Annotated in this window: 21 protein-coding genes; 11 read left to right on the plus strand and 10 right to left on the minus strand. The window is 64.0% G+C overall.

Annotation, left to right across the window (positions count from 1 at the left end; translation table 11 throughout):
- Position 1: 1 nt before the first annotated feature.
- Entirely contained in the window at positions 2–643 is a 642-nt protein-coding gene (locus H6979_09560; GenBank protein MCP5140090.1) for a class I SAM-dependent methyltransferase, read from the plus strand.
- A gap of 13 nt (positions 644–656) precedes the next feature.
- On the opposite strand, the gene fdhD is transcribed toward H6979_09560, so the two are convergent.
- The 4 genes from fdhD to H6979_09580 are packed head-to-tail and all read right to left on the minus strand — an operon-like array spanning position 657 to position 5,713.
- Positions 657–1,574, minus strand: a complete 918-nt coding sequence (gene fdhD, locus H6979_09565; protein MCP5140091.1) for a formate dehydrogenase accessory sulfurtransferase FdhD — start codon at positions 1,572–1,574, stop codon at positions 657–659.
- 18 nt (positions 1,575–1,592) lie between these two features.
- Positions 1,593–2,450: a polysulfide reductase NrfD gene (gene nrfD / locus H6979_09570; protein ID MCP5140092.1), complete on the minus strand. Its 858-nt coding sequence runs from the start codon at positions 2,448–2,450 to the stop codon at positions 1,593–1,595.
- 24 nt (positions 2,451–2,474) lie between these two features.
- Positions 2,475–3,089: a 4Fe-4S dicluster domain-containing protein gene (locus tag H6979_09575; protein ID MCP5140093.1), complete on the minus strand. Its 615-nt coding sequence runs from the start codon at positions 3,087–3,089 to the stop codon at positions 2,475–2,477.
- Positions 3,089–5,713: a molybdopterin-dependent oxidoreductase gene (locus H6979_09580; protein ID MCP5140094.1), complete on the minus strand. Its 2,625-nt coding sequence runs from the start codon at positions 5,711–5,713 to the stop codon at positions 3,089–3,091. Before H6979_09580 ends, H6979_09575 begins: the two co-directional genes overlap by 1 nt.
- A 274-nt stretch (positions 5,714–5,987) precedes the next feature.
- Here H6979_09580 and H6979_09585 point away from each other — a divergent pair, with 274 nt between their 5' ends.
- The 8 genes from H6979_09585 to aksA are packed head-to-tail and all read left to right on the plus strand — an operon-like array spanning position 5,988 to position 14,488.
- Complete coding sequence (locus H6979_09585) at positions 5,988–6,977, plus strand: 2-dehydropantoate 2-reductase (GenBank protein ID MCP5140095.1); 990 nt, start codon at positions 5,988–5,990, stop codon at positions 6,975–6,977.
- Positions 6,974–7,894 (plus strand): 2-dehydropantoate 2-reductase, encoded by a 921-nt coding sequence (locus H6979_09590; protein MCP5140096.1) that lies wholly within the window; start codon positions 6,974–6,976, stop codon positions 7,892–7,894. The genes H6979_09585 and H6979_09590 overlap by 4 nt, the downstream gene beginning before the upstream one ends.
- A gap of 19 nt (positions 7,895–7,913) precedes the next feature.
- Positions 7,914–9,068 (plus strand): aminopeptidase P family protein, encoded by a 1,155-nt coding sequence (locus tag H6979_09595; protein MCP5140097.1) that lies wholly within the window; start codon positions 7,914–7,916, stop codon positions 9,066–9,068.
- 35 nt (positions 9,069–9,103) lie between these two features.
- The gene (locus tag H6979_09600) at positions 9,104–10,186 is read left to right on the plus strand and encodes an LLM class flavin-dependent oxidoreductase (GenBank protein ID MCP5140098.1); all 1,083 of its coding nucleotides are present in this window, start codon (positions 9,104–9,106) and stop codon (positions 10,184–10,186) included.
- A gap of 2 nt (positions 10,187–10,188) precedes the next feature.
- Positions 10,189–11,154, plus strand: a complete 966-nt coding sequence (locus tag H6979_09605) for a fumarylacetoacetate hydrolase family protein (protein MCP5140099.1) — start codon at positions 10,189–10,191, stop codon at positions 11,152–11,154.
- A 34-nt stretch (positions 11,155–11,188) separates the two neighbouring features.
- Entirely contained in the window at positions 11,189–12,460 is a 1,272-nt protein-coding gene (locus H6979_09610) for a M20/M25/M40 family metallo-hydrolase (protein MCP5140100.1), read from the plus strand.
- A 13-nt stretch (positions 12,461–12,473) separates the two neighbouring features.
- Entirely contained in the window at positions 12,474–13,283 is an 810-nt protein-coding gene (locus H6979_09615) for a cyclase family protein (protein ID MCP5140101.1), read from the plus strand.
- 20 nt (positions 13,284–13,303) lie between these two features.
- A complete protein-coding gene (gene aksA, locus H6979_09620; protein ID MCP5140102.1) occupies positions 13,304–14,488 on the plus strand; it encodes a homoaconitate hydratase in 1,185 nt (394 codons plus the stop codon).
- Between the two features lie 230 nt (positions 14,489–14,718).
- Here aksA and H6979_09625 read toward each other — a convergent pair whose 3' ends face one another.
- Positions 14,719–14,997 (minus strand): helix-turn-helix domain-containing protein, encoded by a 279-nt coding sequence (locus H6979_09625; GenBank protein MCP5140103.1) that lies wholly within the window; start codon positions 14,995–14,997, stop codon positions 14,719–14,721.
- Positions 14,998–15,427: 430 nt separating this feature from the next.
- On the opposite strand from H6979_09625, the gene crp reads away from it, so the two are divergent.
- Positions 15,428–16,075, plus strand: a complete 648-nt coding sequence (gene crp, locus H6979_09630) for a cAMP-activated global transcriptional regulator CRP (protein MCP5140104.1) — start codon at positions 15,428–15,430, stop codon at positions 16,073–16,075.
- Positions 16,076–16,143: 68 nt separating this feature from the next.
- Here the strand turns inward: crp and rpe are convergent, their stop codons facing one another.
- Together rpe and djlA are read right to left on the minus strand one after the other, a co-directional pair.
- Positions 16,144–16,806: a ribulose-phosphate 3-epimerase gene (gene rpe / locus H6979_09635; protein ID MCP5140105.1), complete on the minus strand. Its 663-nt coding sequence runs from the start codon at positions 16,804–16,806 to the stop codon at positions 16,144–16,146.
- A 66-nt stretch (positions 16,807–16,872) separates the two neighbouring features.
- Positions 16,873–17,703 (minus strand): co-chaperone DjlA, encoded by an 831-nt coding sequence (gene djlA / locus H6979_09640; GenBank protein MCP5140106.1) that lies wholly within the window; start codon positions 17,701–17,703, stop codon positions 16,873–16,875.
- 29 nt (positions 17,704–17,732) lie between these two features.
- Here djlA and H6979_09645 point away from each other — a divergent pair, with 29 nt between their 5' ends.
- Positions 17,733–18,644 carry a phosphoribosylaminoimidazolesuccinocarboxamide synthase gene (locus tag H6979_09645; GenBank protein ID MCP5140107.1) on the plus strand — a complete coding sequence of 304 codons (912 nt, stop codon included), beginning with the start codon at positions 17,733–17,735 and terminating at the stop codon, positions 18,642–18,644.
- Between the two features lie 30 nt (positions 18,645–18,674).
- On the opposite strand, the gene pmbA is transcribed toward H6979_09645, so the two are convergent.
- Genes pmbA through H6979_09660 form a run of 3 tightly spaced genes read right to left on the minus strand, consistent with a single transcriptional unit; the run spans position 18,675 to position 22,369 of the window.
- The gene (gene pmbA / locus H6979_09650) at positions 18,675–20,036 is read right to left on the minus strand and encodes a metalloprotease PmbA (protein ID MCP5140108.1); all 1,362 of its coding nucleotides are present in this window, start codon (positions 20,034–20,036) and stop codon (positions 18,675–18,677) included.
- On the minus strand, positions 20,033–21,484 hold the full coding sequence (gene tldD, locus H6979_09655; GenBank protein ID MCP5140109.1) for a metalloprotease TldD: 1,452 nt from the start codon (positions 21,482–21,484) through the stop codon (positions 20,033–20,035). The genes pmbA and tldD overlap by 4 nt, the downstream gene beginning before the upstream one ends.
- 57 nt (positions 21,485–21,541) lie before the next feature.
- Positions 21,542–22,369: a carbon-nitrogen hydrolase family protein gene (locus H6979_09660; protein MCP5140110.1), complete on the minus strand. Its 828-nt coding sequence runs from the start codon at positions 22,367–22,369 to the stop codon at positions 21,542–21,544.
- Positions 22,370–22,437: the final 68 nt, after the last annotated feature.

Consider the following 22,437-nt stretch of genomic DNA (forward strand, 5'->3'; position numbering starts at 1 on the left):
GATGACTGACAAGCATGTTCACGCCAATCCCGTCCGCGGCCGATTCAACTCCTGGCTGCTGGCAAAGTATGAAGACGATTTTCACGAGGAAATGGGTGAACGGAAGCAGCAGCACATTGGCGCGCTGAACGGTACGGTGGTCGAAATCGGTGCCGGCAACGGCGTGAACTTCCGCTACTACCCGCCCGGCGTGCGGCTGATCGTCTATGAGCCCAACCCATGGATGCATGAGCGCCTGCGTCAGGCAGCCGGCAAATACGGTCTCGACTGCGAACTCCGCCCCGTCAGCGCGGAACAACTCGATCTGCCCGCACAGTCAGTCGATGCCGTGGTCTGCACCCTGGTGCTGTGTACTGTTGACGACCCCGGCCAGATCCTCCGCGAAGTACGGCGGGTGCTGAAGCCGGGGGGCAAGTTCTTCTTCCTGGAACACGTTGCAGCACCACGGGGCAGCGGACTGAGACGGGTACAGGATCTGTTGATGCGTCCCTGGCGCTGGCTCTTCGAAGGTTGTCACACCAATCGCGAAACCGCCGCGCTGCTGGAAGCCGCCGGTTTCTCAAGCGTGGAAATTGAGCGCTTCAGGTCAAGAAAGATGCCGCCGGTGATCGTGCCGGTCATCTCCGGCGTCGCGACCCGGTAGGCGACGCCACCCTTCAGCCGGAAAGGCCAGCGCCTTCTTTTCTCAGTTCGCTGATGCGCTGCGGCTGCGAGTAGATCGTCACCCGCCCGCCGCGCACAAAGCCGGCCAGCGTCACGCCGAAGCGTTCGGCAATCTCGATGGCGAGTGAGGTCGGTGCGGAAACCGCGGCGATGAACTCGAAGCCGGCCCGGATGGCCTTGGTGATCATCTCGAGACTGAGACGGCTGGACAGCAGCACGCCACAGCCGGACAGATCCGCGCCCTTCAGCAGGCACTTGCCGATCACCTTGTCGAGTGCATTGTGGCGCCCGAGATCTTCTGCAACGGCGATGATCTGCGCGTTGCGGTCAAAGACGGCCGCGGCATGCGCGCCACCGGTCTGCGTGAAGACCGTCTGCAACTTGCGCATTGCCGACATCAGCTCGTCGAACTGCGCGCTGCGCAGCCGCGCCGTATCCGGTACGGCCACCAGTCCGGCAACCAGATTGTCGACGGCTTCGCGGCCGCCACACACACCGCAGGAACTCCCGATGGTGACGTTCCGGCGTCGCGGATCGACGCTGTCGGGATCGACGAGCTGCACGCGGACGATGCCGGAATCACTGCTGCAGACTTCCATCCGGCGCAGATCGCCGAGGCTGCGGATCAGGCCTTCGGTAAACAGAAAGCCGGCGGTCAGGGACAGGACTTCAGGATCATCCGTCGCGGCCAGCACGCCATGATCGCGGCTGAACCCGAGGACCTCGTGCAGCGAGGCGGTCGGCGTCCACATCAGGGTGAACCAGCCCACACCCTCGACGTCGATCGTCAGCATGGCCTCTTCGACGACCTGGCAGTCCTCGCGCACCGGTGGCTGGCCTGCGCCTGGCAGGAAATACGCGGGCACCAGCCGGACGCCGTGCTGGACGGGCGGAGCGGGCTTTTGCGTCATAAGGTCGCCGGAATCAGCTCAGGGACGGAAGCTCATGATCGGCTCGAATACCCCGGCCTTGAATATCAGCAGGCGGAACGTGTAGTAGCCGGTCAGCGTACCCGCCGCCGCGATCATGGCCACCAGCGGTACATTGCCGGCGAACCAGAGCAGCAGGACCGGAAGCAGCACGCCCGCGCCACAGACAAGCAAAAAGAACCACTTTGCATAGAGCGTACGGGTGAGCAGCTCCGCCGACTTGCGCGCACCCGGCGAACCATGTCGTGCGGCATGCAGCAGGCTCAGCAGCACTGCAGCGACAACCAGGTGCAGGATCAGGGCCACCGGGGTCAGAAACTGCGCGGACTCAGGCACGGAAGCGAGCAGCAGCATCACGCCGGCCGTGGCGGAATAGGTAAGGCTCGACACCGGTATGAGGCCGCTGTTCCACAGTGAGATCGCCGTGGAATGCGACATCGCAAAGCCCTGATAGGTCATCACCACCAGCGCCGCGGCACCCGCCAGCAGCTTGAGCAGACCGCCGAAGGCGGGGATATATCCCATGACATCAAGCAGATGCAGCGCGCCGAAACCGATGAAGCAGACGATGCCGATCAGGCCGCGGCTGATCCACGACCGGTCCGGACGCAGGATGGCCCGCCAGGATTTTGCCGGGACACCCATATGCGAGAGATGAAAGTAAGTCTTGAGCAGCCCCGTAATCAGCAGGCCCGCCATCATCCCCTGGGCCGATTCCAGCAACAGTGAGACAAAAAACAGCCCGGCACCGAGCTCGCCAAAGAAGAACGCACTGGCCATAGGGGTATCCCAGTAGCGCTGCAGGCGGTAACCGAGCTTGAAACTGTCACCGACGATGGGCAGATCATTTACAGCCATGTTGTTTCCCCTCTGCTCCCGTCCTCAATCGATGTAATACACCTTGGGCCTGGTATTTTTCTCGGGCAGCGGCGACTTGCCGCCGCGTTCGCGGATCAGTTTGCTCGGCTTGCTGTTCGGGTCGTCGAGATCGCCGAAGATGCGCGCGTCGGTTGGACAGGTCACGACGCAGGCCGGATCGAGGCCGGCATCGACGCGCCCGCTGCAGAAATCACACTTGGTGACCATGCCCGGTGTGTAGCGCGGGTAGCCCTGCTTCTCGAAGTCGGTGAGCTCACCCGTACCGAACAAGCCGTCCTTGAAGGCCTCGGCTTTCATCTCGCTGCGCTGGTCGTAGGGACAGGCAACGGCACATGAACCGCAGCCGATGCACTTCTGCGGATCGACCATGACGATGCCGTCCGGCCGCGTGTAGGTTGCACCGCTGGGGCAAACCTTCTCGCAGGGTGCATCCTCGCAGTGATTGCAGAGCGTCGGGATATACACGCGGTTGACGGCCGGATATACGCCGTATTCCTCGCTGAGGGTGCGCGTGAAAAACACGCCGTCGGGCAGGGAATTTTCCTGCTTGCAACCGATCACGCAGGCGTTGCAGCCAATGCAGCGCTTGAGGTCGAACACCATGCCATAGCGTGCCATCAGTGTTTCCTCCCCTTGCCTGGCAGCGCAATCTCATCCACCAGGTCATAGACCGAGCCGCCCTTCTTCAGGTGCTCCGGCCAGTCCGGCAGTTTGGTTATCTTGACCTTGCACACCGTTTCCGGCTGGCCGGTCACACCATCGGTGTTCTTGAGGTCATAGGGCAGCAAATCGTTGAAGTGGCCGCCGGCGTGCTTGATCCCCTTCGACTGGGTCTTGGCCCGCGACAGTGCATTGGACACGCCGAGGGCATCGAGATGCCAGCCTTCGGAGATGCCGATACGGCCGAAGATCTTGCCGTAAGGCGACTCGACCTTGACGATGTCCAGCGCCTTCAGGCCCTGCTTTTCCGCTGTCTTCGGATTCAGCATCAGCGCAATGTGCACCGGGTCGCGATAGACGATGTCCTGGATCCACGGATTACTCAGGCTCTCGCCAAAGTTGATCTGGATATCCTTGAAGAACATGCCATAGAGGTCGTACTCCGCTGGCTCGTTGTGCACCGGGTCGAGCCGGGGCGTCGGCAGCGGCTGATAATCCTCCCATGCCCATTCGTCACGGAATGGCACCTTGGCGGCATCCATCTTCGCCCTGAGGTCGTCGCGCACCTTCACCATGTCCTCGATGTAGAAGTGCAGGCGCATGCCTTCCCACGGCCGGTACCACTTGTCGAGACGCCGCTCGGTCACCGCATGACCATGCTCGACGTACCAGTCCAGATCCTTGCCGTTCCAGAGCAGACCCTTGCGGCGGGCGATCTCCTTGTCGGTGTACTTGATGCCCGGCTCGAGCTTCAGCTCGGGCTTCTGCACGAAGCCCAGCGCAAAGTTCAGCACTTCGTTGTAGCTGTCGAGCACACCGATCCGCTCGGCAAGCTCGGTGAAGATCTCCTCCTCGGTCTTCGTGTCGTAGAGCGGCTCCACCGCCGGCTGCCGCATGCACATGCCTTCGGTATGCGGTGGCTCGATCATGGTCATGTTCCATGATTCGAACACGTCATTGGACGGCAGGATGACATCGGCCCACTGGGTCGTCTCGGTGGGAATGATGTCCGACACCGCGATGAACTTCATGCTCTTCATGAATTCAAACCACTTCTCGCGCGGACCCTGCATGGCCCAGATCGGATTCGAGTGGCAGACGATCATGGTGTCGGGACGGAACTCGAGACCATACTTCTCCGGGTTGAGGAACACTTCCAGGTTCAGGTGTGGCGGATGCACGCCGACCGGAAAGTAATCCATCAAGTGGAAGGTCTGCGGCGGATAGGCAAACGGCGGCACCGGCCCGAGCTGATGCGGATTGGGCTTGATCATGCCGTTCTCGCCAGGCTCGATATGACTGTGATCGACCCACTGGTCGTCGAGCGTCACACCGATATGTCCGCCCGGGGTGTCGATGCAGCCGAGCAGGAAATTCACCATCTTGAAGGAATGGTTGGTCTGGAAGCCGAGCTTGTGGCCCTGCGCGCCACGGTAGTAGTTGTAGGCGGCAGGACGCAGCGGCATCACGCGGCCGTCGATCTCGATCTTGGTGTCGGCGGCGATGCCGGCGGCGTCATACATCTCCTTCGCAATCCGCCGCACGGTAGCGGGCGGGATGGTCGTGACCTTCTCCATCGCTTCCGGCGAGCAGTCGGCAAGGATGTCCTTGAAGCGCTGGAAGGCCGGCTTGCAGGGCTTGCCCTCGACCGTGAATGCACCCTCCAGGGCGAACTCGCCGATGGTCGGGTCGTCCCAGAGCTTGGCGCGATTGTCGACGCTGTCCCAGACGTAGATCTTGCCTTCGGCATTGCGGATGAAGTAACCGTCATCGCCGACCAGATAGGGTGCGTTCGTGTCCTTGCGCAGCGACTTGTAGTCGCACCAGCCCTCGTTGACCATCGCATGGCACATGCTCAGGGCAAACTGCCGGTCGGTGGCCGGACGGATCGGCACCCACTCTTCCGACTTGGCCGCCGAGATTGAAAAACGTGGCTCGACGGTCACACAGCGCATGCCGCGCTTCACGCGCGCATCGGCCACCCAGGCTGACTGCGCCGCCGCATGCAGATGCGAGGAGAAGCCGTCGCCGGTACCGTCGTTCAGCCAGTAGTTGCAGTACTTTGCATCGTTGGCTGCCGCGAAGGCTGAATGCACATAGCCGTTGATCGGGTGATAGGCGCCGCCGCACATCGTGCCGCCGGACTGGAAGAAGTTGAAATTGCCGAAGGACAGCGGCCAGACCCAGATGTTCATCTTCTGGAAATCTTCCAGCGACGGGATGATGCGGCGCGGATCGGTCTGCAGGCAGTCCTTGAGCTTGTCGGCCACCAGGGTGAGCGCTTCGTCCCAGCTGATCGGTACCCACTTCGGGTCGATGTTCGGACCCTTCTCCGGATTGGTGCGTTTCAGCGGCTGCGTGAAGCGGTTGGGATCATAGTGCCGCATGATCGCCGAGTTGCCCTTGGGACAGAGCTTGCCGCGGTTGGATGGATTGGTGGGATCGCCTTCAACCTTGTTGATGACACCGTCGTCGGTGACATGGATGAGATTGGTGCAGGAGTGCAGGCACATCTTGCAGGTCGAGCGTACCCAGCGACCGGGCTTGATGGAGTTGTGTACTGCTTCTGGAGTAGCGGCCATTGCTAACCCTCGTATATCAACCGACGGTGGGCCAATCCGGCCAGCGGCCGGAGCGTCATGCATGGCCCGATCATAGCACCAGCTTCCCGACCGACTATCCCTGAGCCGCAGCACAGAGGCCCGTTTCCGCAATGCATCCGGGCGCGCCGCTTCTGCCAAGCCAGCTGCTCGAAGCGCCGAGCCAGCCACGGCACGTTGGGCTACATTCCTTGAACCGTGGCCCCCCAGTCCGTGCTGTTTCTGGCTGCGTTCCGGCCCAATCTGGACGTTGAACATGCAGGAAATCCAGTCGGTCTGTGTAGTCGGCGCCGGCGCCATCGGCAGCCTGTTTGCCGGTCACCTGGGGACCGTCGCGCAGATGAAGGTACTGACGCGACGCGAGGAACACGCTGCGCTGCTGAATGCACACGGCCTGAAGGTGCGCGGCAAGTCTGCGCTGCACGCAAACATCCGGGCGGCGACGGATCCGGCTGCGCTCGGCGATGTGGATCTGCTCATCATCGCCACCAAGGCAACGGCGGTGGAGGCCAGCGCGAAGCGGATCGCCGGCCATTTTCCATCCGCCACGGTGATGACCGTTCAGAACGGTCTCGGCTGCGAGGCGGTGGTGGCCCGCCACGGCGGCTGGCCGATCGTTTCGGCGGTGACGTTCATGAGCGGCGTCCGGCATTCGGACACCGAGGTGGAGTACGAGCTCGACACCGCGACCTGGATGGGTCCGTGGGCCGACGGCAAAGCCAGCTATGCGGACGTGCAGCAGATCGCCGCGCTGATCGAGCGCTCGGGTCTCAAGGCCAAGGCCTTTCCGGACCTGCTTCCGGCGCAGTGGTCAAAGCTGCTGTTCAACTCCTGCGTGAACAGCATCGGCGCACTCACCGACCTGCCGCATGTGCAGGCTTTTGCGAAGCGGGAGAGCCTCACCGATCTCGGCCATCTGGTCTACGCCATGATGGCCGAAGGCCGGCAGGTTGCCAGTGCGCTCGGCATCGAGCTGTACCGTGACCCCTGGGCCATGAACGTCGAGGCCGTGAGCCATGGCCAGACCGGCGACGATGAGTACGCCCACGTCTTCTCCATGCTCGAAGACATCCGCGCCAGGCGGGCTACCGAGGTGGACTGGCTGACCGGCGCAGTGGTGCGTGAAGCGCAGCGACTGGGGATCCCGGCGCCGATACACGAGACACTGTACCGCCTGGTCAAGGCACGGGAATCGAGCTGGCAGCGGAAGCCGGCAACTGAAATTGCACACGGGAGTCCGGCATGAAAGTCTGTATCGTCGGCTGCGGCGCCATCGGCAGCCTGTTCGCAGCGCATCTCGCCACACTGGCCGATGTCGAGGTCTGGGCCTATGACCTCGACAAGGCGCACGTGGACGCCATCAACAAGGGTGGCCTGCGGCTGTCGGGCAAGAGCACCCTCCACTCGCGACCGAAGGCAAGCAGCGATCCTGCCGCCATTCCGCCCTGTGATTTCGGCATCGTGGCGACCAAGTCGCTGCATACCCGCCCGGCCATGGAAGCCACCGCCGCGATCTTTCGCAATGGCGCCGTCTGCTCGGTGCAGAACGGCGTCGGCAACGAGGAGATCATTGCCGAATACGCGCCGCGGGTGATGCGCGGCACCACCTTCCCGGCCGGCCGCATCATCGAGCCGGGCCACGTGCAGCAGGACACCGGCGGCAAGACCTGGATCGGGCCCTTCGAGCCGAAGCCGGCCAGCATGGCCGAGGTCAACATACTCGCCGCACGCCTCACCGAATCCGGGATGGAGACCCTGGCCATGGAAGACGCGCGCGGCGCGCAGTGGACCAAGCTGATCTTCAATGCCGCGACCAACCCCATCGGCGCGCTCACCGGACTGCCGCACGGCGTGGCCTGTGACCAGAAGCGCGTCCGCGAACTCATCTCCGGCCTGGCCGCCGAGGGTGTTGCCGTCGCCAAAGCGCTCGGCATCACGCCGGACAGCGACCCCGAGAAGCTCATCGACCATGCCCGGGAAGTCGCCTACCTCCACAAGGCCAGCATGCTGCAGGACGCGCTCGCGCACCGGCGCACTGAAATCGCGGCACTGAACGGCGGCATCGTGCAGTTCGGCGAGCAGACCGGTGTGCCGACACCTCTGAACCGCGCCATCTGGGCGCTGATCGAGGGCATGGAGCATTCCTGGACCCGCAAGGACTGAACGGCAAGGAGCCGCATCGATGAGTACACAGAACCCGTTTCAGCCCAGCCCCGCCGAGATCGCCCGCCGCTATGCAAATACGCGCAAGGCGATGGCCGCGGCCGGCCTCGATGCGCTGATCGTCAGCGGCAGCGAATACTCCGGTTTCGAGGGCGCCGTACGCTACATGTGCGGCTTCCACATCCTGCACCGCTATGCCTACGTGGTGGTGCCGATGAAGGGCGATCCGATCTTCGTCACGCCGCGCGAGGCCACCTGGGTGGGCGACCACAGCCAGTCCTTCGTCAAGCAGGCCGCCAAGCCCGCCCACTGCGGTGAGTGGCTGGCCGCACATTGCCGCGAGCAGGGCTGGAAACGCGTCGGCATCTACGGTCTCGAGTACATCATGTCGGTGCGCGACTACCGCGCCCTGCTCGAGGCGCGCCTCGAACTCGTCGATTTCGACGTGGCCTTCGACCATTCGCGGGCGCAGAAGAGCGAGGAAGAACTCGCCTCGGTGCGCGACTCCATGGCGATCAACAAGGCCGGCGTGCTCGCCGTCATCCAGGCCTACAAGGCCGGAAAGACCGAGGCCGAGCTGATGGGTGTGGCCGAACAGACCTTTGTGAGCCGCGGCACGGCGCGCAACACCATGGACATGGTGCTGATCGGGCCGAACGGCAGCCTGCGGCCGCAGATGGTCTTTGCCGACCCCCGGCGCCGCGTGGCTGACACCGATGCGCTGATGTACGGACTCGAGGTTTCCGGCCAGGGCGGCCACTGGGTCGAGTTCTCCCGGCTGCTGGCGCCGAAGGGCATCAGCGACATCACGCGCCAGCTGCTGGATGCCTATGCCGAGTTCCACGAGCTGGCCAAAGCGCACATGAAGGTCGGCGCCTCCGCGGAAGACGTGCACCGCAAGTGCATCAAGCCCTTTGAAGGCAAGGGCTGGCGGCTCGGCCATGTCTGCGGCCACTCGATCGGCATGACCATGATCGAGCACCCGCGCATCGGCGAAGGCGCCGAGTTTGCGCTGGTGGAAAACATGGTGTGCTCGATGCACCCGCATGTCATGACCGAAGACCGCAGCGCCTGTCTCTATTTCCAGGAAACTTTCAGGGTCGGCAAGGACGGCGGCGAGCCGCTGTCCGGTGTGCCGGTCAGGTACTACACGGGCGGCGAAGCGGATTTGTAAACCCCCGATCAAAGCAGAACCCCAGGAGCAAAACGATGAGCAACAAACAGCCGAAGGTCGGTGTGATCTTCAAGTCCTACGAGCCGATGTCGTCGATCCAGAAGTACGCGGCCCAGACCGAAGCCTCCGGTTACAACGGCGGTTTCTGGATCGCCGAGGCCTATCACTGGTTCCGCAAGTATGGCCATGAAGCGCGCGGCTGCTTCGCGACGCTGGCAGCAGCGACCATGGCCACGAAGAAGATCCCGATCGGCCTCGGCATCACCTCGCCGTACATGCGTCACCCGACCGTACAGGCCTCCGAGTGCGTGGGCATCGACGATCTGTCCGGCGGACGCTTCATCATGGGCCTCGGCGCCGGCAAGGTTGGCACCGAATACCTCGACCTCGACATGAAGAAGTTCTCGCCGGTCCGGACCCACCGCGAGTGCACCGAGATGATCCGCGGCATCACCAGCGGCAAGGCCTTTGCCTACGATGGCGATCTGTTCAAGTGCGACATGCCGGCCGTGGACCGAAAGGGCCGTGGCCTGCGCACCGAGATCCCCGTGTATATCGGCGCAACCGGACCGCTGATGCAGAAGCTGGCCGGCGAGATCTCCGATGGCCTGCTGCTGCCGGGACTCACCTCACCGGGCTTTACACGCTATGCACGCAAGAACTGCCAGGCCGGCGCAGCCGCTGCCAATCGCAAGCTGGCAGCCGACTTCCCGGTCGGCGGCGTGATCCTCGCGGCCTGCTCCAGGGACGGCAAGAAGGCCAAGGATGCGACGCGCAGCTATACCGGCACCTACATCATCAACAAGCTGCGCAACATCAAGAACGACGTGATCCTCAGCACCTCCGGCCTGCCGGACAGCACCTGGGCGCCCTTCCGCAAGGCCATCGCCGACGGCACCGAAGACCGCGTCACCCACCTGGTGACAGACGCCATGCAGCGCGCCTTCACCTGCATCTCCGGCACGCCGGAAGAGTGCCTGGAAATCACCCAGGAACTGGTGGACGCAGGCCTCAACCTGCCGCTGCTCGAAGTCGTCGGTGCGAGCGAAGCCGACAACCTGGAAACGATCCGGCTGTTCGGTGAGCAGGTGCTGGCCAAGCTGAAGCCGGGAGCCTGACCATGCAACTGGCAAGTTTCACAATCGCCAATGGCGGGCGCAAGACGATCGGCGCCTTTGTCGGCCACTGCTACATCGATCTGCACGCGCTGACCGGCGGGCAACTGCCGGCCGACATGCTCGCTTTCCTGCAGCTCGGCGACACCGGCATGCATGCGGCACGCGCCGCCCTCAAACAGCTCGACGCGAAACTGGACCCGACCGGGCTGGCGAAGCTGCGCGGGCCCGGCGGCGATCGCTATGCCTTTGCACCGGATGAAATCGTGCTCGCTGCGCCGGTGCCACGGCCGGGCAAGATCATGCATACCTCCTGCAACTTCACCGCGCACCTCAGCGAACTGACCACCTGGAAAGAACCCGAGTGGCAGTCGCACAACTGGAAGGACTTCCACTTCGAGCACCCGACCGGCTTTCTGGAAGCACCCTCCTCGGTGGTGGCCTCCGGCGCGAAAGTGCCGGTACCGCACTTCACCAAGCAGCTCGATTACGAGATCGAGATCGCCATCATCATCGGCAAGCCGGCCTTCCGCGTATCGATCGCCGACGCCATGGACTACGTCGCCGGCTACACGATCTTCAACGACCTGTCGGCACGCGACATCCAGGCCCGCGAGCATTCCAACAAGGTGATCCTGCTCGGCAAGAGTTTCAACGGCTCCTGCCCCTTCGGGCCGCACCTGGTGACGCCGGACGAGCTCGGCGATCCGCACAAGCTCGCGATGCAGCTGAAGGTGAACGGCGTGGTGCGTCAGGACGCCAATACCTCGCAGATGCACTACAAGACCGCCGAGCTTGTCTCGTGGTGGTCCAACACCACACTCGAGCCCGGCGACATCATCACCAGCGGCAGCCCGCCCGGCGTCGCCGCCGGCATGGCCGTACCGGAGTGGCTGAAACCCGGCGACCTGGTAGAGGCCAATATCGAGAAGCTCGGCACCCTGACCACGCATATCGTGGCGGGCGACTGAGCCGGTTGATCACAGACAAACAGGGGGTGCCATCATGAGCAACAAGACCGATCCGAATCTCGTCACGCGTGCCATCGAGCAGATCGACCGCGACCGGCTGGTCGACCTGGTCGTGCAACTGGTCAACGTGCCGAGTCCGACCGGCAGCGAAGGTGACATGGGTCGTGCGCTGCACGAAGTCCTGCGCGCTGCCAACTTCCGCTCCACCCTGCAGCCCATCGGTGATCAGCGCTACAACGCCGTCGGCATCCTCGAAGGTGCCGGCAAGGGCAAGAGCCTGATGTTCAACGGCCACCTCGATACCTCCTTCGGTCCCGAGCAGGCGAGCCGGGGCATCGGCTACCGCTGCGAAGGCACGGTGGTGGACGACGAATGGATCTACGGCATGGGCTCTTTCAACATGAAGAGCGCACTGGCCACCTATGTGACGGCATGCGAAGCGATCCAGGCGGCCGGCATCAGGCTGGCCGGCGACGTGGTCATCGCCGGGGTCTGCGGCGAGATCGAAAAGGCACCGGTCAACGATTTCGACGGCCCGGGCTTCCAGGGCTACGGCGTGGGCACCAAGTATGCGATCACGCACGGCGCGGTTGCCGACTACTGCATCCTCGGCGAACCGACCAACATGATGCTGATTCCGCGCCACTGCGGAACCACCTGGCTGAAGATCAAGGTACCGGGCGTCCTGATCCACACGGCCTGGTCGAAGCCCGAGCAGAATGCGATCAGCAACGCCACGCTGGTGCTCGATGCCCTGCACAAGTGGATGCCGGAGTACATCGAACGCAATGCCCTGGGTGATTTCCGGCCGAAGGTGAACATCGCTGCCATCGAGGGCGGCTGGCCGTGGCGCGGCGCGCGGACGCCGGACGACTGCTGCATCTATCTGGATGTGCGCACCCTGCCGGATGTGCTGCCCGTGCAGGCCTATCACGAAGTCCGCCAGCTGGTTCGCGACGTGGTCAACAGGAACCCGGCGCTGGAAGGCACCACCGTGGACATCTATGTCTCGGCACCCGGCACCTCGATTCCCGACGACCATGCATTGATCAAGACCATCGTCAGCGCTCACACTGAGCAGCTCGGCAAGGCGCCCGAGTTCGGCACTGAAACCTGGTACAGCGATGCTGCCCACATGAACCGCTACGGCATTCCCACGGTGAACTACGGCTCGGCCGGCAGGCTGCGCAGCGGCGGCGGCGGTTTCTCCACGCACCAGGGCGAGCACGTGCACATCGGCGACATGGTGGACATGACGCGGATCTACGTGCGCTGCATCCTCGAAATCTGCGGAGTCGCGGCCTGAGCCGGCCGGGAGCATGAGCACACCGGCACTGCACGAACTGCTGGCCAGGGCGCGCGTCTATGACCTCGGCCAGGCCTACTGGCCCGGCATGCCGGTGCATCCCTTCGACCCGCCCTTCCAGTTCTACCTGTACCGCTACCACGAGTACGTGGAGAAGGATCTCGGCAAGATCGAGCCGGGCTTTGGCGATGCGATCAGCCTGCTCATCACCTCCATGCATTCCGGCACGCATTTCGACGTGCCGGTACACATGTCGCAGGACTACAAGGTACAGGGCATCGATATCCGCCCCTACCAGCGCGACATCGGTTTCGTGGACCTGCCCGCACCACTGCACAGCATGGAGAAGGTGCCACCGCTGGTGCTGCCCGCCACGCTGTTCGACATTCCGGCCGCGCTCGGCATGGAGGTACTTCCCGAGCGCTATTCGATCACCGTCGCCGATCTCGAGGCCGCGGCCGAACGGCAGAAGATCAACATCGAGGACGGCTCCTGCGTGCTGGTGCGCACCGGTTACGCGCGCTACTTCGAAACCGACCGCGACGCCTACCTCTACAAGTGGGCCGGCCTGTCGCCGGAAGCGGTGGGCTGGATCGCCGCGCGCAAGCCGCGCCTGGTGGGCACCGACAACCTGTCCATCGGCGTACCCAACCTCTTCGATGCCCATCGTCAGCTGATGATCGAAAACGGCATCTACGTGATGAAAAGCCTGACCCTCGAGGCCCTTGCGGCCGACCACCAGTCCGTATCGACGGTCGTGGTGCTGCCGCTCAAGATCAAGGGCGGCGAGGCTTCGCTGGTGCGCCCGATCGCGCTGGCCTGAAACTCAGCCAAAGGACCGACATGCAAGACAAGATCTGGATCAGCGACCTCAACCAGCGCAAGGAAGTGCAGGCCGGCTTCAACCGCAGCCGCCCCGTGCGTTTTTACGACACCACCCTGCGCGACGGCGAACAGGCCGTCGGCGTGGTCTTCGACCCGGACGAGAAATTCGCCATCGCCTGCGGCCTCGACAAGCTCGGCGTGGCCCGGATCGAAGCCGGCTTTCCGCGCGTATCGGAAGCCGACACGCAGGCGGTGCGGCGCATCCTCAAGGCCGGTCTCAAGTCCGAGATCTGGGGTTTCTCCCGTGCCGTGCGCGGCGACCTCGACGCACTGATCGACCTCGGCATCAGCCAGGCGCTGATCGAGATCTCCACCAGCGAGATCAAGATGAAGGCCTACGGTTTCGACCAGGCCAGGGTGATCAGGAACGTCAGCGAATCGGTGCAGCACGCGGTGAAGAACGGCATGAAGGTACTGTTCTTCCCCGTCGACAGCACGCGCAGCGAGCTCGGCTTCCTGCGCAAGGTCTACCAGACCGCACTCGATGCCGGCGCCACCGAACTCGCCGTGGTCGACACCATCGGCGCCTGCGCCCCCGAAGCCGTGGAAAGCATGATCCGCGAGGTCCGCGGCTGGATCGGCCCCGATGTGCCGCTGCACTTCCACGGCCACAACGACTTCGGGCTGGGTACCGCTTCCGCCATCGCCGCCGTGCGCGGCGGCGCCGACTGGATCCAGGGCACCATCAACGGCATCGGCGAACGCGCCGGCAATTCCGATCTCTGCGAGGTCGCGCTGGCGCTGAGCTGCCTCTACAACGTGCCCATTGAACTCGACCTCACCCAGGCACGACAGGTCTCGGCACTGGTACAGAAAGCCGGCAACTACCGCGTGGACGGCTGGCGCCCGGTAGTCGGCGACAACCTCTTCATCCGCGAGAGCGGCGCAGTGGCCACCCAGTTCCACATACCTGCCGCCATCGAACCCTATTCCGCCGACCTCGTCGCCGCCGAACGCAAGATCGTGCTCGGCAAGAAGAGCGGCCTGGTCAGCGTGCAGCTCAAGGCCGAGGAGCTTGGCATCAAGCTGCCCGAATCCGCACACGCGGAGGTTCTGGCCCGCGTCAAGGAACTCGGCACCAGCCAGGGACGGCTGATCACGGATGAGGAGTTCCGGCAGATTACGAGGGCTGTTGTGGCCTGAACCGTGCTGCCAATGCGCGTGCAGCGCGCTCGCCTACCGGACCCCGGCGGCGGTTCGCCAAGACGGGACTGTGCTTACTGCAAACCTCGCGGCTTGAATGGCTATAGAAACGGGTCCCAGGTCAATTTGGCAGTTTGTGGAAATCTCGCCAACTGCCCTTGCTACGACTCCTGCTACAGACACCCTGTAGCACCTTTTCCCGTGGAAAATAAATCTGGCACCTTTTTCCGTTAGGCGACCGCGAGCAAGGCCTTCGGATCGCGTGCGGCCACCGCCAGAAGCGTACGCGCAGCGCCGGAAGGGGTACGTCGCCCTTGCTCCCACTCCTGCAAGGTGCGAACGGAAACGCCCAACAACTCCGCAAACCGGGCTTGAGACAAACCGGTCCGGTCGCGAATTGTGGAAACCGATGGCAGCGTCGTCACACGACCATGCTGTCCGCGTTTGATTTCCTGAAGACCCTCGAGGATCTCCACGCCAATACTCCGCCTTGCGCTAGTCTTTTTCATCTATATTTCCCAAGTACTCGTCGGCCAGGCGCGAAAACAGGCGCGTCTCGACAAAGGTCAGCATGGCCATGCTATACGTCTTTGCCGGACTACGTCAATGCCGGGAACCCTGGGGTTGACGCTCATGGCTGAGGACTATGGGGGCGCAAACGGAAGCCACGCCACACTCAAATCTGCTGACAACCACCGGGTTCTGGAGCGCGGGGCGGAAAATAAATCCGGCACCTTTTTGTGACTCCGCTCACAGTTCCGGCAGGCCGCAGTTCACGTTGCTGCGCCGATGACGTACCGTAAGCCCCGCATTCAACATATTCTTCGTTCTGTTTCGGGTTTTCGGGCGTGGTGGCTCGAAGGGGTTTTGACCCGGGCAGACTTGGGCTTGTACGGGTTTAATTGGGGAGATACTGCAATGACGACTACCGGCAAATCGATGAGCGAAGTTCCGGCGATCAACCGTTTCCTGACCTACTGCCGCGTACGCACCGTGCCAGGCAAGACCGTCATGATCCATGCGGGCGATGTGCCTGACAGCCTTTACTACATCATGGACGGCTCGGTCGAAGTGATGATCGAGGACGAGGACGGCAACGAGATGGTGCTGGCCTACCTGAACAAGGGACAGTTCTTCGGCGAGATGGGCCTGTTTCACGATCAGCCCGCCCGCAGCGCCTGGGTGCGAACGCGCACCACGGCAGAAATCGCCGAAATGACCTACGCCCGCTTCCGGCAGATCGCCAGCGAGAGCCCGGGACTGGTCTTTGAACTGGCCACCCAGCTCGCCACCCGCCTCGACCGCACCAACCGCAAACTCGGCGACCTCGCCTTCGTCGATGTCACCGGCCGTGTGGCGCACGCCATCATGGACCTGTGCAACGAACCCGACGCGATGACCCATCCGGACGGCATGCAGATCAAGGTCAGCCGCCAGGAACTGTCACGGCTCGTCGGTTGCTCACGCGAGATGGCCGGCCGCGTACTGAAGGTACTCGAGGAACAGGGCCTGATTTCCGCCAGCGGGAAGACGATCGTCGTTTTCAACGCGCGCCCGAAGCCCAGGCTGAAAGCCGTCGGCCTCTGAACTGCTCGCGCGTCGTAGGAGCGCCTTCAGGCGCGATCTCGGGCCAATAACCGCGCCTGAAGGCGCTCCTACGACGACACAGTGGCGAGCTCGTTGCGCATGCGCTTGATGGTGGCGGCGTAATCAGCGCTGCCGAAGATCGCCGAACCTGCCACGAACACGTCCGCGCCGGCCTCCGCAACCCTGCGGATATTGTCGGCCTTGATCCCGCCATCCACTTCCAGCATCACCGGACGGCCCAGCGCCGCAATCCGCTCGCGCACTGCGCGCAGCTTCGGCAGGGTGCCCGGAATGAATGCCTGGCCACCGAAGCCCGGATTCACCGACATGACCAGCACGAGGTCGAGATGCGGCAGCGTGTAGTCCAGACAATCGAGCGGCGTGGCGGGATTCAGCGCCAGGCCCGGACGGCAGCCGAGTTCGCGGATCAGGCTGATCGTCCGGTCCACATGCCGGGTTGCCTCGGGATGAAAGCTGATCCAGCTCGCGCCGGCAGCTGCAAAGGCGCGCGCCAGTTCATCCACCGGCTGCACCATCAGATGCACATCGATCGGTGCCTTGATGCCGCGCTTGCGCAGCGCCGCGCAGACCAGCGGACCGATGGTCAGGTTCGGCACATAGTGATTGTCCATCACATCGAAGTGAATCACGTCGGCGCCGGCGGCAAGTACGGCCTCGACTTCCTCGCCGAGCCGGGCGAAGTCCGCCGAGAGGATGGACGGAGCGATCAGGCGGGCGGGTGATTTCACTGAAGCTGCTTTTCGCTGCGGGGACAGGGCCGAAAATATAGCACGCGCTCAGCGCATGCCCCGGTGTTCGCGGATCAGTTCATAGGCAGCACGGATCTCGTGCGTACGCTCCTTCGCCGTTTCGAGCATGTCTTCGGGCAAGCCGCGGGCTGCCTGCTTGTCCGGGTGATGCTGGTTCATCAGCCGCCGGTAAGCCTTCTTGACCTCGGCATCGCTGGCATCAGGCTCGATGTCCAGGGCCCGATAGGCGCCGCCCAGAGTCTGCTGTGGCGTGCTGGTGGTGCGCTGCTGGCGGAAGGCACGACGGGCGCGCAGTGCCGCTTCCAGGTGCGTGAGCCCGAGTGTGCTGACGCCAAGCGTGCGGGCCATCTGCAGCAGCAGCGCACGCTCCCCGGTACCGATCGCCGCCTTGCCGAGCAGGAAATCCATCTGGATCTCGAGAAAGGTCTGCAGCAGCTGCGGCTGGCTTCGACAGGCAAGCCGCAGCCTGGCGATATGCTCCTGCAGCGGAAAATCCGGGCCCTTGCCCAGCGTGAAGCAATCCATCGCCCGACGCACGGCCGCTGGCGGCAGGCGCATGTTCGCCATGACGGTGCGCGCCGAGTCGAGTTCTTCCTCGGAGACCCGGCCGTCAGCCTTGGCCAGCGCACCCAGACCGTAGAACGTGGTCTCGAAGAAAAGCCGCTGCCGGTCGGCCGCCGACCATATGCCGGCATCTGCCGGGTTGTAGCCGAGCCCGCGCAGCCCCCCTGGTCCGGCACCGCGGTCGAACTGGTGGCCAAGCGCCGCACCGATGATCGCTCCCGGCGGGCCGCCGACGATCAGACCGAGAATGCCGCCGCCGACTTTGCCTATCCATGCCATGTACTGAAAAGCCAAGCGGGGGTCCCGCTGCTAGAATGCTGCTGATGAATGCCGAGATCGCCCCTGACGCACTCTACGAATCCAGATTGACAGCCCTCACCCGGCTCAGTCAAGGCAAGGTGCGCGACATCTATGCCGTGGACGCGGACCATTTGCTGATCGTCACCACCGACCGGCTGTCCGCTTTCGATGTGGTGCTGCCCGACCCGATTCCGGGCAAGGGCGAAGTACTGACTCAGCTGTCGAACTTCTGGTTTGGACGCACCTCAGGCATCGTCCGCAACCACCTGGCCAGTCTGAAACTCGAAGACGTCATCACCGATCCGGTTGAGCGCGCGACCGTCGCTTCGCGCTCCATGCTGGTCCGTCGGCTCAAGCCACTGCCCATCGAGGCCGTGGTACGCGGTTACCTGATCGGCTCGGGCTACAAGGACTATCAGGCCACCGGCGGCATCTGTGGCATCGAACTGCCCGCCGGCCTGCCGCTCGCCGCGCAGCTGCCCGAACCCCTGTTCACGCCAGCCACCAAGGCGGCCATCGGCGACCATGACGAGAACATCAGCTTTGCCGAATGCGCAAAGCTGATCGGCGCCGATCTCGCCCAGTGCGTGCGCTCGCTGGCCATCCGCATCTATACCGAGGGTGCGGCCTATGCGCGCAAGCACGGCATCATCATCGCCGACACCAAGTTCGAGTTCGGCCTCGACGAGCAGGGCGAGCTGTACCTGATCGACGAGGTCATGACGCCGGATTCGTCGCGCTTCTGGCCGGCTGCCGAATATCGCACCGGGATCAGTCCGCCGAGTTTCGACAAGCAGTTCGTGCGCGACTACCTGGAGACGCTGGACTGGAACAAGAAAGCGCCGGGGCCGCGTCTACCGCAAGCCATCATCGATGGCACCAGCGCGAAATATCGCCAGGCCCTGGCATTGCTGACGGGCAGCGCACCCGGCTGAGCGCGATGCGGCTGCCGCAGGCAGACCGCGTCAGCTGCCGGCGATTGTCATCCGGTCGATCAGGATCGACCCGGTCAGTACGGCCCCGCGACGATCCACATCGGTACCGATACCGAGGATGCCGCGATACATGTCCTTGAGGTTACCCGCTACCGTGATCTCGGTAACCGGGTACTGGATCTGCCCGTTCTCGACCCAGAATCCGCTGGCACCGCGCGAATAATCACCCGTCACCGGATTGATGCCGCTGCCCATCAGGTCAGCGATCACCAGACCGCGATCCATCTTCGCCACCAGTTCCGCAAAGCTTTCGCCGGTAGGCTGCACGACGAGATTGTGTGCACCACCGGCATTGCCGGTCGAGGCCATGCCGAGCTTGCGGGCGTAGTAACTGCCGAGCAGGTAACCGCGCAGCACACCGGCCTCGACCAGACAGCGTTCCGCCGTCGCCACGCCTTCCTCGTCGAAGGGCGCGCTGGCGAGCGCCTTGCGCAGATGCGGCCGCTCGTCGATGTTGACGCGGCTGGCAAACACGGGGGTATCGAGCGAATCCACGAGGAACGAGGCCTTGCGATACAGCGCACCGCCGCTGATGGCACTGAGCAGCGAGCCGATCAGCCCGCGCGCCACGCGCGCAGGAAACAGCACCGGTGCCGTGCGGGTTTCGAGTTTTATGCCACCGAGCCTCGCCACCGCGCGGCGGCCAGCTTCGGCGCCCACGATCGCCGCTGCCGGCAAATCCCGGGGATCGCGCACCACCGCGTATTCGTAGTCGGTTTCCATCAGGCCATCGGCACTGGCGACCACCGCACAGGACAGGCTGTGGTTGGATTCCGGGTAGCCACCGATGAAACCGTGGCTGTTGCCGTAGACATGCAAGCCCTCGCTGACGCTGAGCGACGCGCCCTCCGAATTGCTCACGCGCGGATCGCTGTCCAGCGCCGCCGCCTCGCAGGCAGTGGCGAGTTCAATGGCGGCATCGGGCCTGAGGTCCCAGGGATGGTAAAGATCGAGATCCGGCACCTTTGTCGGCATGCGGTCGGCATCGGCCAGCCCGGCATGTGCATCTTCCGAACCGAAGCGCGCCAGCGTGCAGGCCTTGCGCACCGACTCCTCGATCGCGGCCGGACGCAGGTCGGAAGTGCTGGTACTGCCCTTGCGGTGCCCGAACCAGACGGTGATGCCGAGGCCCTGGTCGCGCTGATGCTGCAGGGTTTCGACCTCGCGCATGCGCACGTTCACCGAGAAGCCGGTACCGAAACTTGCACTGGCCTCGGCCTGCGAGGCACCGAGTTCACGCGCCAGGCGCAGCGCATCGCTGACTTTTTCCGCCAGCGAATCGAAGCCGCCGGTCACGCTCAGCACAGCGGGCGTCTTCCGCGGCCCGCTCATGCTTCACCCCCGGTGCCGCCAACCGTCAGGCCGTCGACACGCAGCGTGGGCTGACCCACCCCGACCGGCACCGACTGGCCCTCCTTGCCGCACACGCCCACGCCGCTGTCGAGCTTGAGGTCGTTGCCGACCATCGACACCCGGCTGAGGACGGTCGCACCGTCACCGACCAGCGTGGCGTCGCGGATCGGTACGCCCAGCTTGCCGTTCTCGATCAGATAGGCCTCGCTGGTCGAGAAGACGAACTTGCCGGAGGTGATATCCACCTGTCCGCCGCCGAAATTGCAGGCGTAGATGCCACGTTTGACCGACTCGATGATCTCGCCGGGGTGGTGCGGGCCTGGCAGCATGTAGGTGTTGGTCATGCGCGGCATCGGCAGATGGGCAAAAGACTGACGCCGCCCGTTGCCGGTGGATTCAGTGCCCATCAGCCGCGCATTCAGCCGGTCCTGCATGTAGCCGCGCAGGCGGCCGTTCTCGATGAGTACCGTCTTGCTGGTGGGCGTGCCCTCGTCGTCGACATTGAGTGAACCGCGTCGCCCTTCCAGCGTACCGTCATCAACCACCGTGCAGAGTCCGGTGGCCACCGCTTCTCCGATGCGGCCGCTGAAGGCCGAAGTGCCCTTGCGGTTGAAGTCACCCTCCAGACCGTGACCGATGGCTTCATGCAGCAGCACACCGGGCCAGCCCGGCCCGAGCACCACTACCATCTCGCCCGCCGGCGCCGCCACGGCATCGAGATTGACTACCGCCTGACGCACCGCTTCGCGACCGAACTCCAGCACGCGCTCGTGACCCAGCTTCTCGTAACCGTGACGCCCGCCGCCGCCGGCCACGCCCTGCTCGCGACGGCCGTTGTGCTCGACAATCACGGAAATATTGAAGCGCACCAGCGGACGGACATCCGCAGCCAGTCCGCCATCACTGGCGCAGATGAAGATCACCTCATGCGCAGCGGCGAGACTCGCCACCACCTGCTTCACGCGCGGGTCGAGTGCGCGGACTTCGCGATCCACCCGCTGCAGCAGGGCGACCTTTTCCTCATCGGCAAGGCTCGGCAGCGGGTCCACCGGCGGATACAGGCGGTGGCCGGCACGCGCCTGCCAGGCCTTGACGCGTCCCTGCTGCCCGCGGCGGACAATCGCACTCGCCGCTTCCGCAGCCTGGTTGAGCGCCGGAACCACGATCTCGTCGGAATAGGCAAAGCCGGTTTTTTCACCGGCCATCGCCCGCACGCCAACGCCCTGCTCGATGCTGTAGGCACCACCCTTGACGATGCCATCCTCGATCGACCAGGACTCCTGCCGCGCGATCTGGAAGTAGAGATCGGCGTTGTCGACGTCGCCGCGCATGAGCAGGCCGAGCGCATGCTCCAGATCGCGGTCGGTGATGCCGGCAGCGTCCAGCAGTTCAGTGCGCGCCATCTCGAGCGCAGTCCCGTGACTCATGACATTCATGCAGATTCCAATTCCGTGGTTGACGGCAACCGCAGCAGTTTGCGCTGCTCAGCTCACCGTCTTGATGCGCCGGTGTTCGAGTACCGGGAACTGCTGTCGCAGTCGCTTGAGGTGCGCGGGATCGATGCTTGCACTGCAGACGCCCGGACGGCCGGCACTCTGGGCAAGGATCGCGCCCCAGGGATCGACCACCATCGAACGGCCATAGGTCTGACGGCCTGCCGGGTGCGTGCCGGTCTGCGCCGCAGCAACGACGTAGCAAAGATTCTCGATCGCGCGCGCACGCAGCAAGGGCTCCCAGTGCGCGAGCCCCGTACGATAGGTAAACGCGGCAGGTATGGCCAGGATGTCCATACCCTGGCTTGCCATGCGGCGAAACTGCTCCGGGAAACGCAGGTCATAGCAAACGGCAACGCCCAGCTTGCCCCACGGTGTCTCCACGATCAGCGGCTTGGTGCCGGGCGTGGTGCTGCGCGACTCGCGGTAGGCTTCCTCGCTCTCCGGAACCCTGACGTCGAAGAGATGCACCTTGTCGTAACGCCCGGCACGCTTGCCCTCCGCGTCATAGACGAGCGACGCGGCATAGGGCCGTTTCGGATCATCGCTCTTCAGCGGGATCGTGCCGCCGACGATCCACATCTTCGCGCGGGCCGCCTCGGCAGCCAGGAAATCCTGCAGCGGGCCGACGTTGTTTTCCTCGGTAAGCGCAAGCCGGTCCGACTCCCGCTTGCCCATGCGCGCAAAATTCTCGGGCAATACGGCGAGCACCGCACCTTCGGCGGCCGCCGAGCGCAACGCCCGGCGCGCCCTCGTGAGGTTGGCGGCCACGTCTTCGCCGGAGTTCATCTGGATGGCTGCTATCTTCACCGTCGTCATGCCTGTATTCCCGGGTCGATCTTGGCATGAGTTTAAACCGCCCGCCGCCTGCTTGCCTGCCAAACTGC

This window comes from Chromatiales bacterium, from assembly GCA_024234935.1.
Taxonomy (GTDB): domain Bacteria; phylum Pseudomonadota; class Gammaproteobacteria; order Steroidobacterales.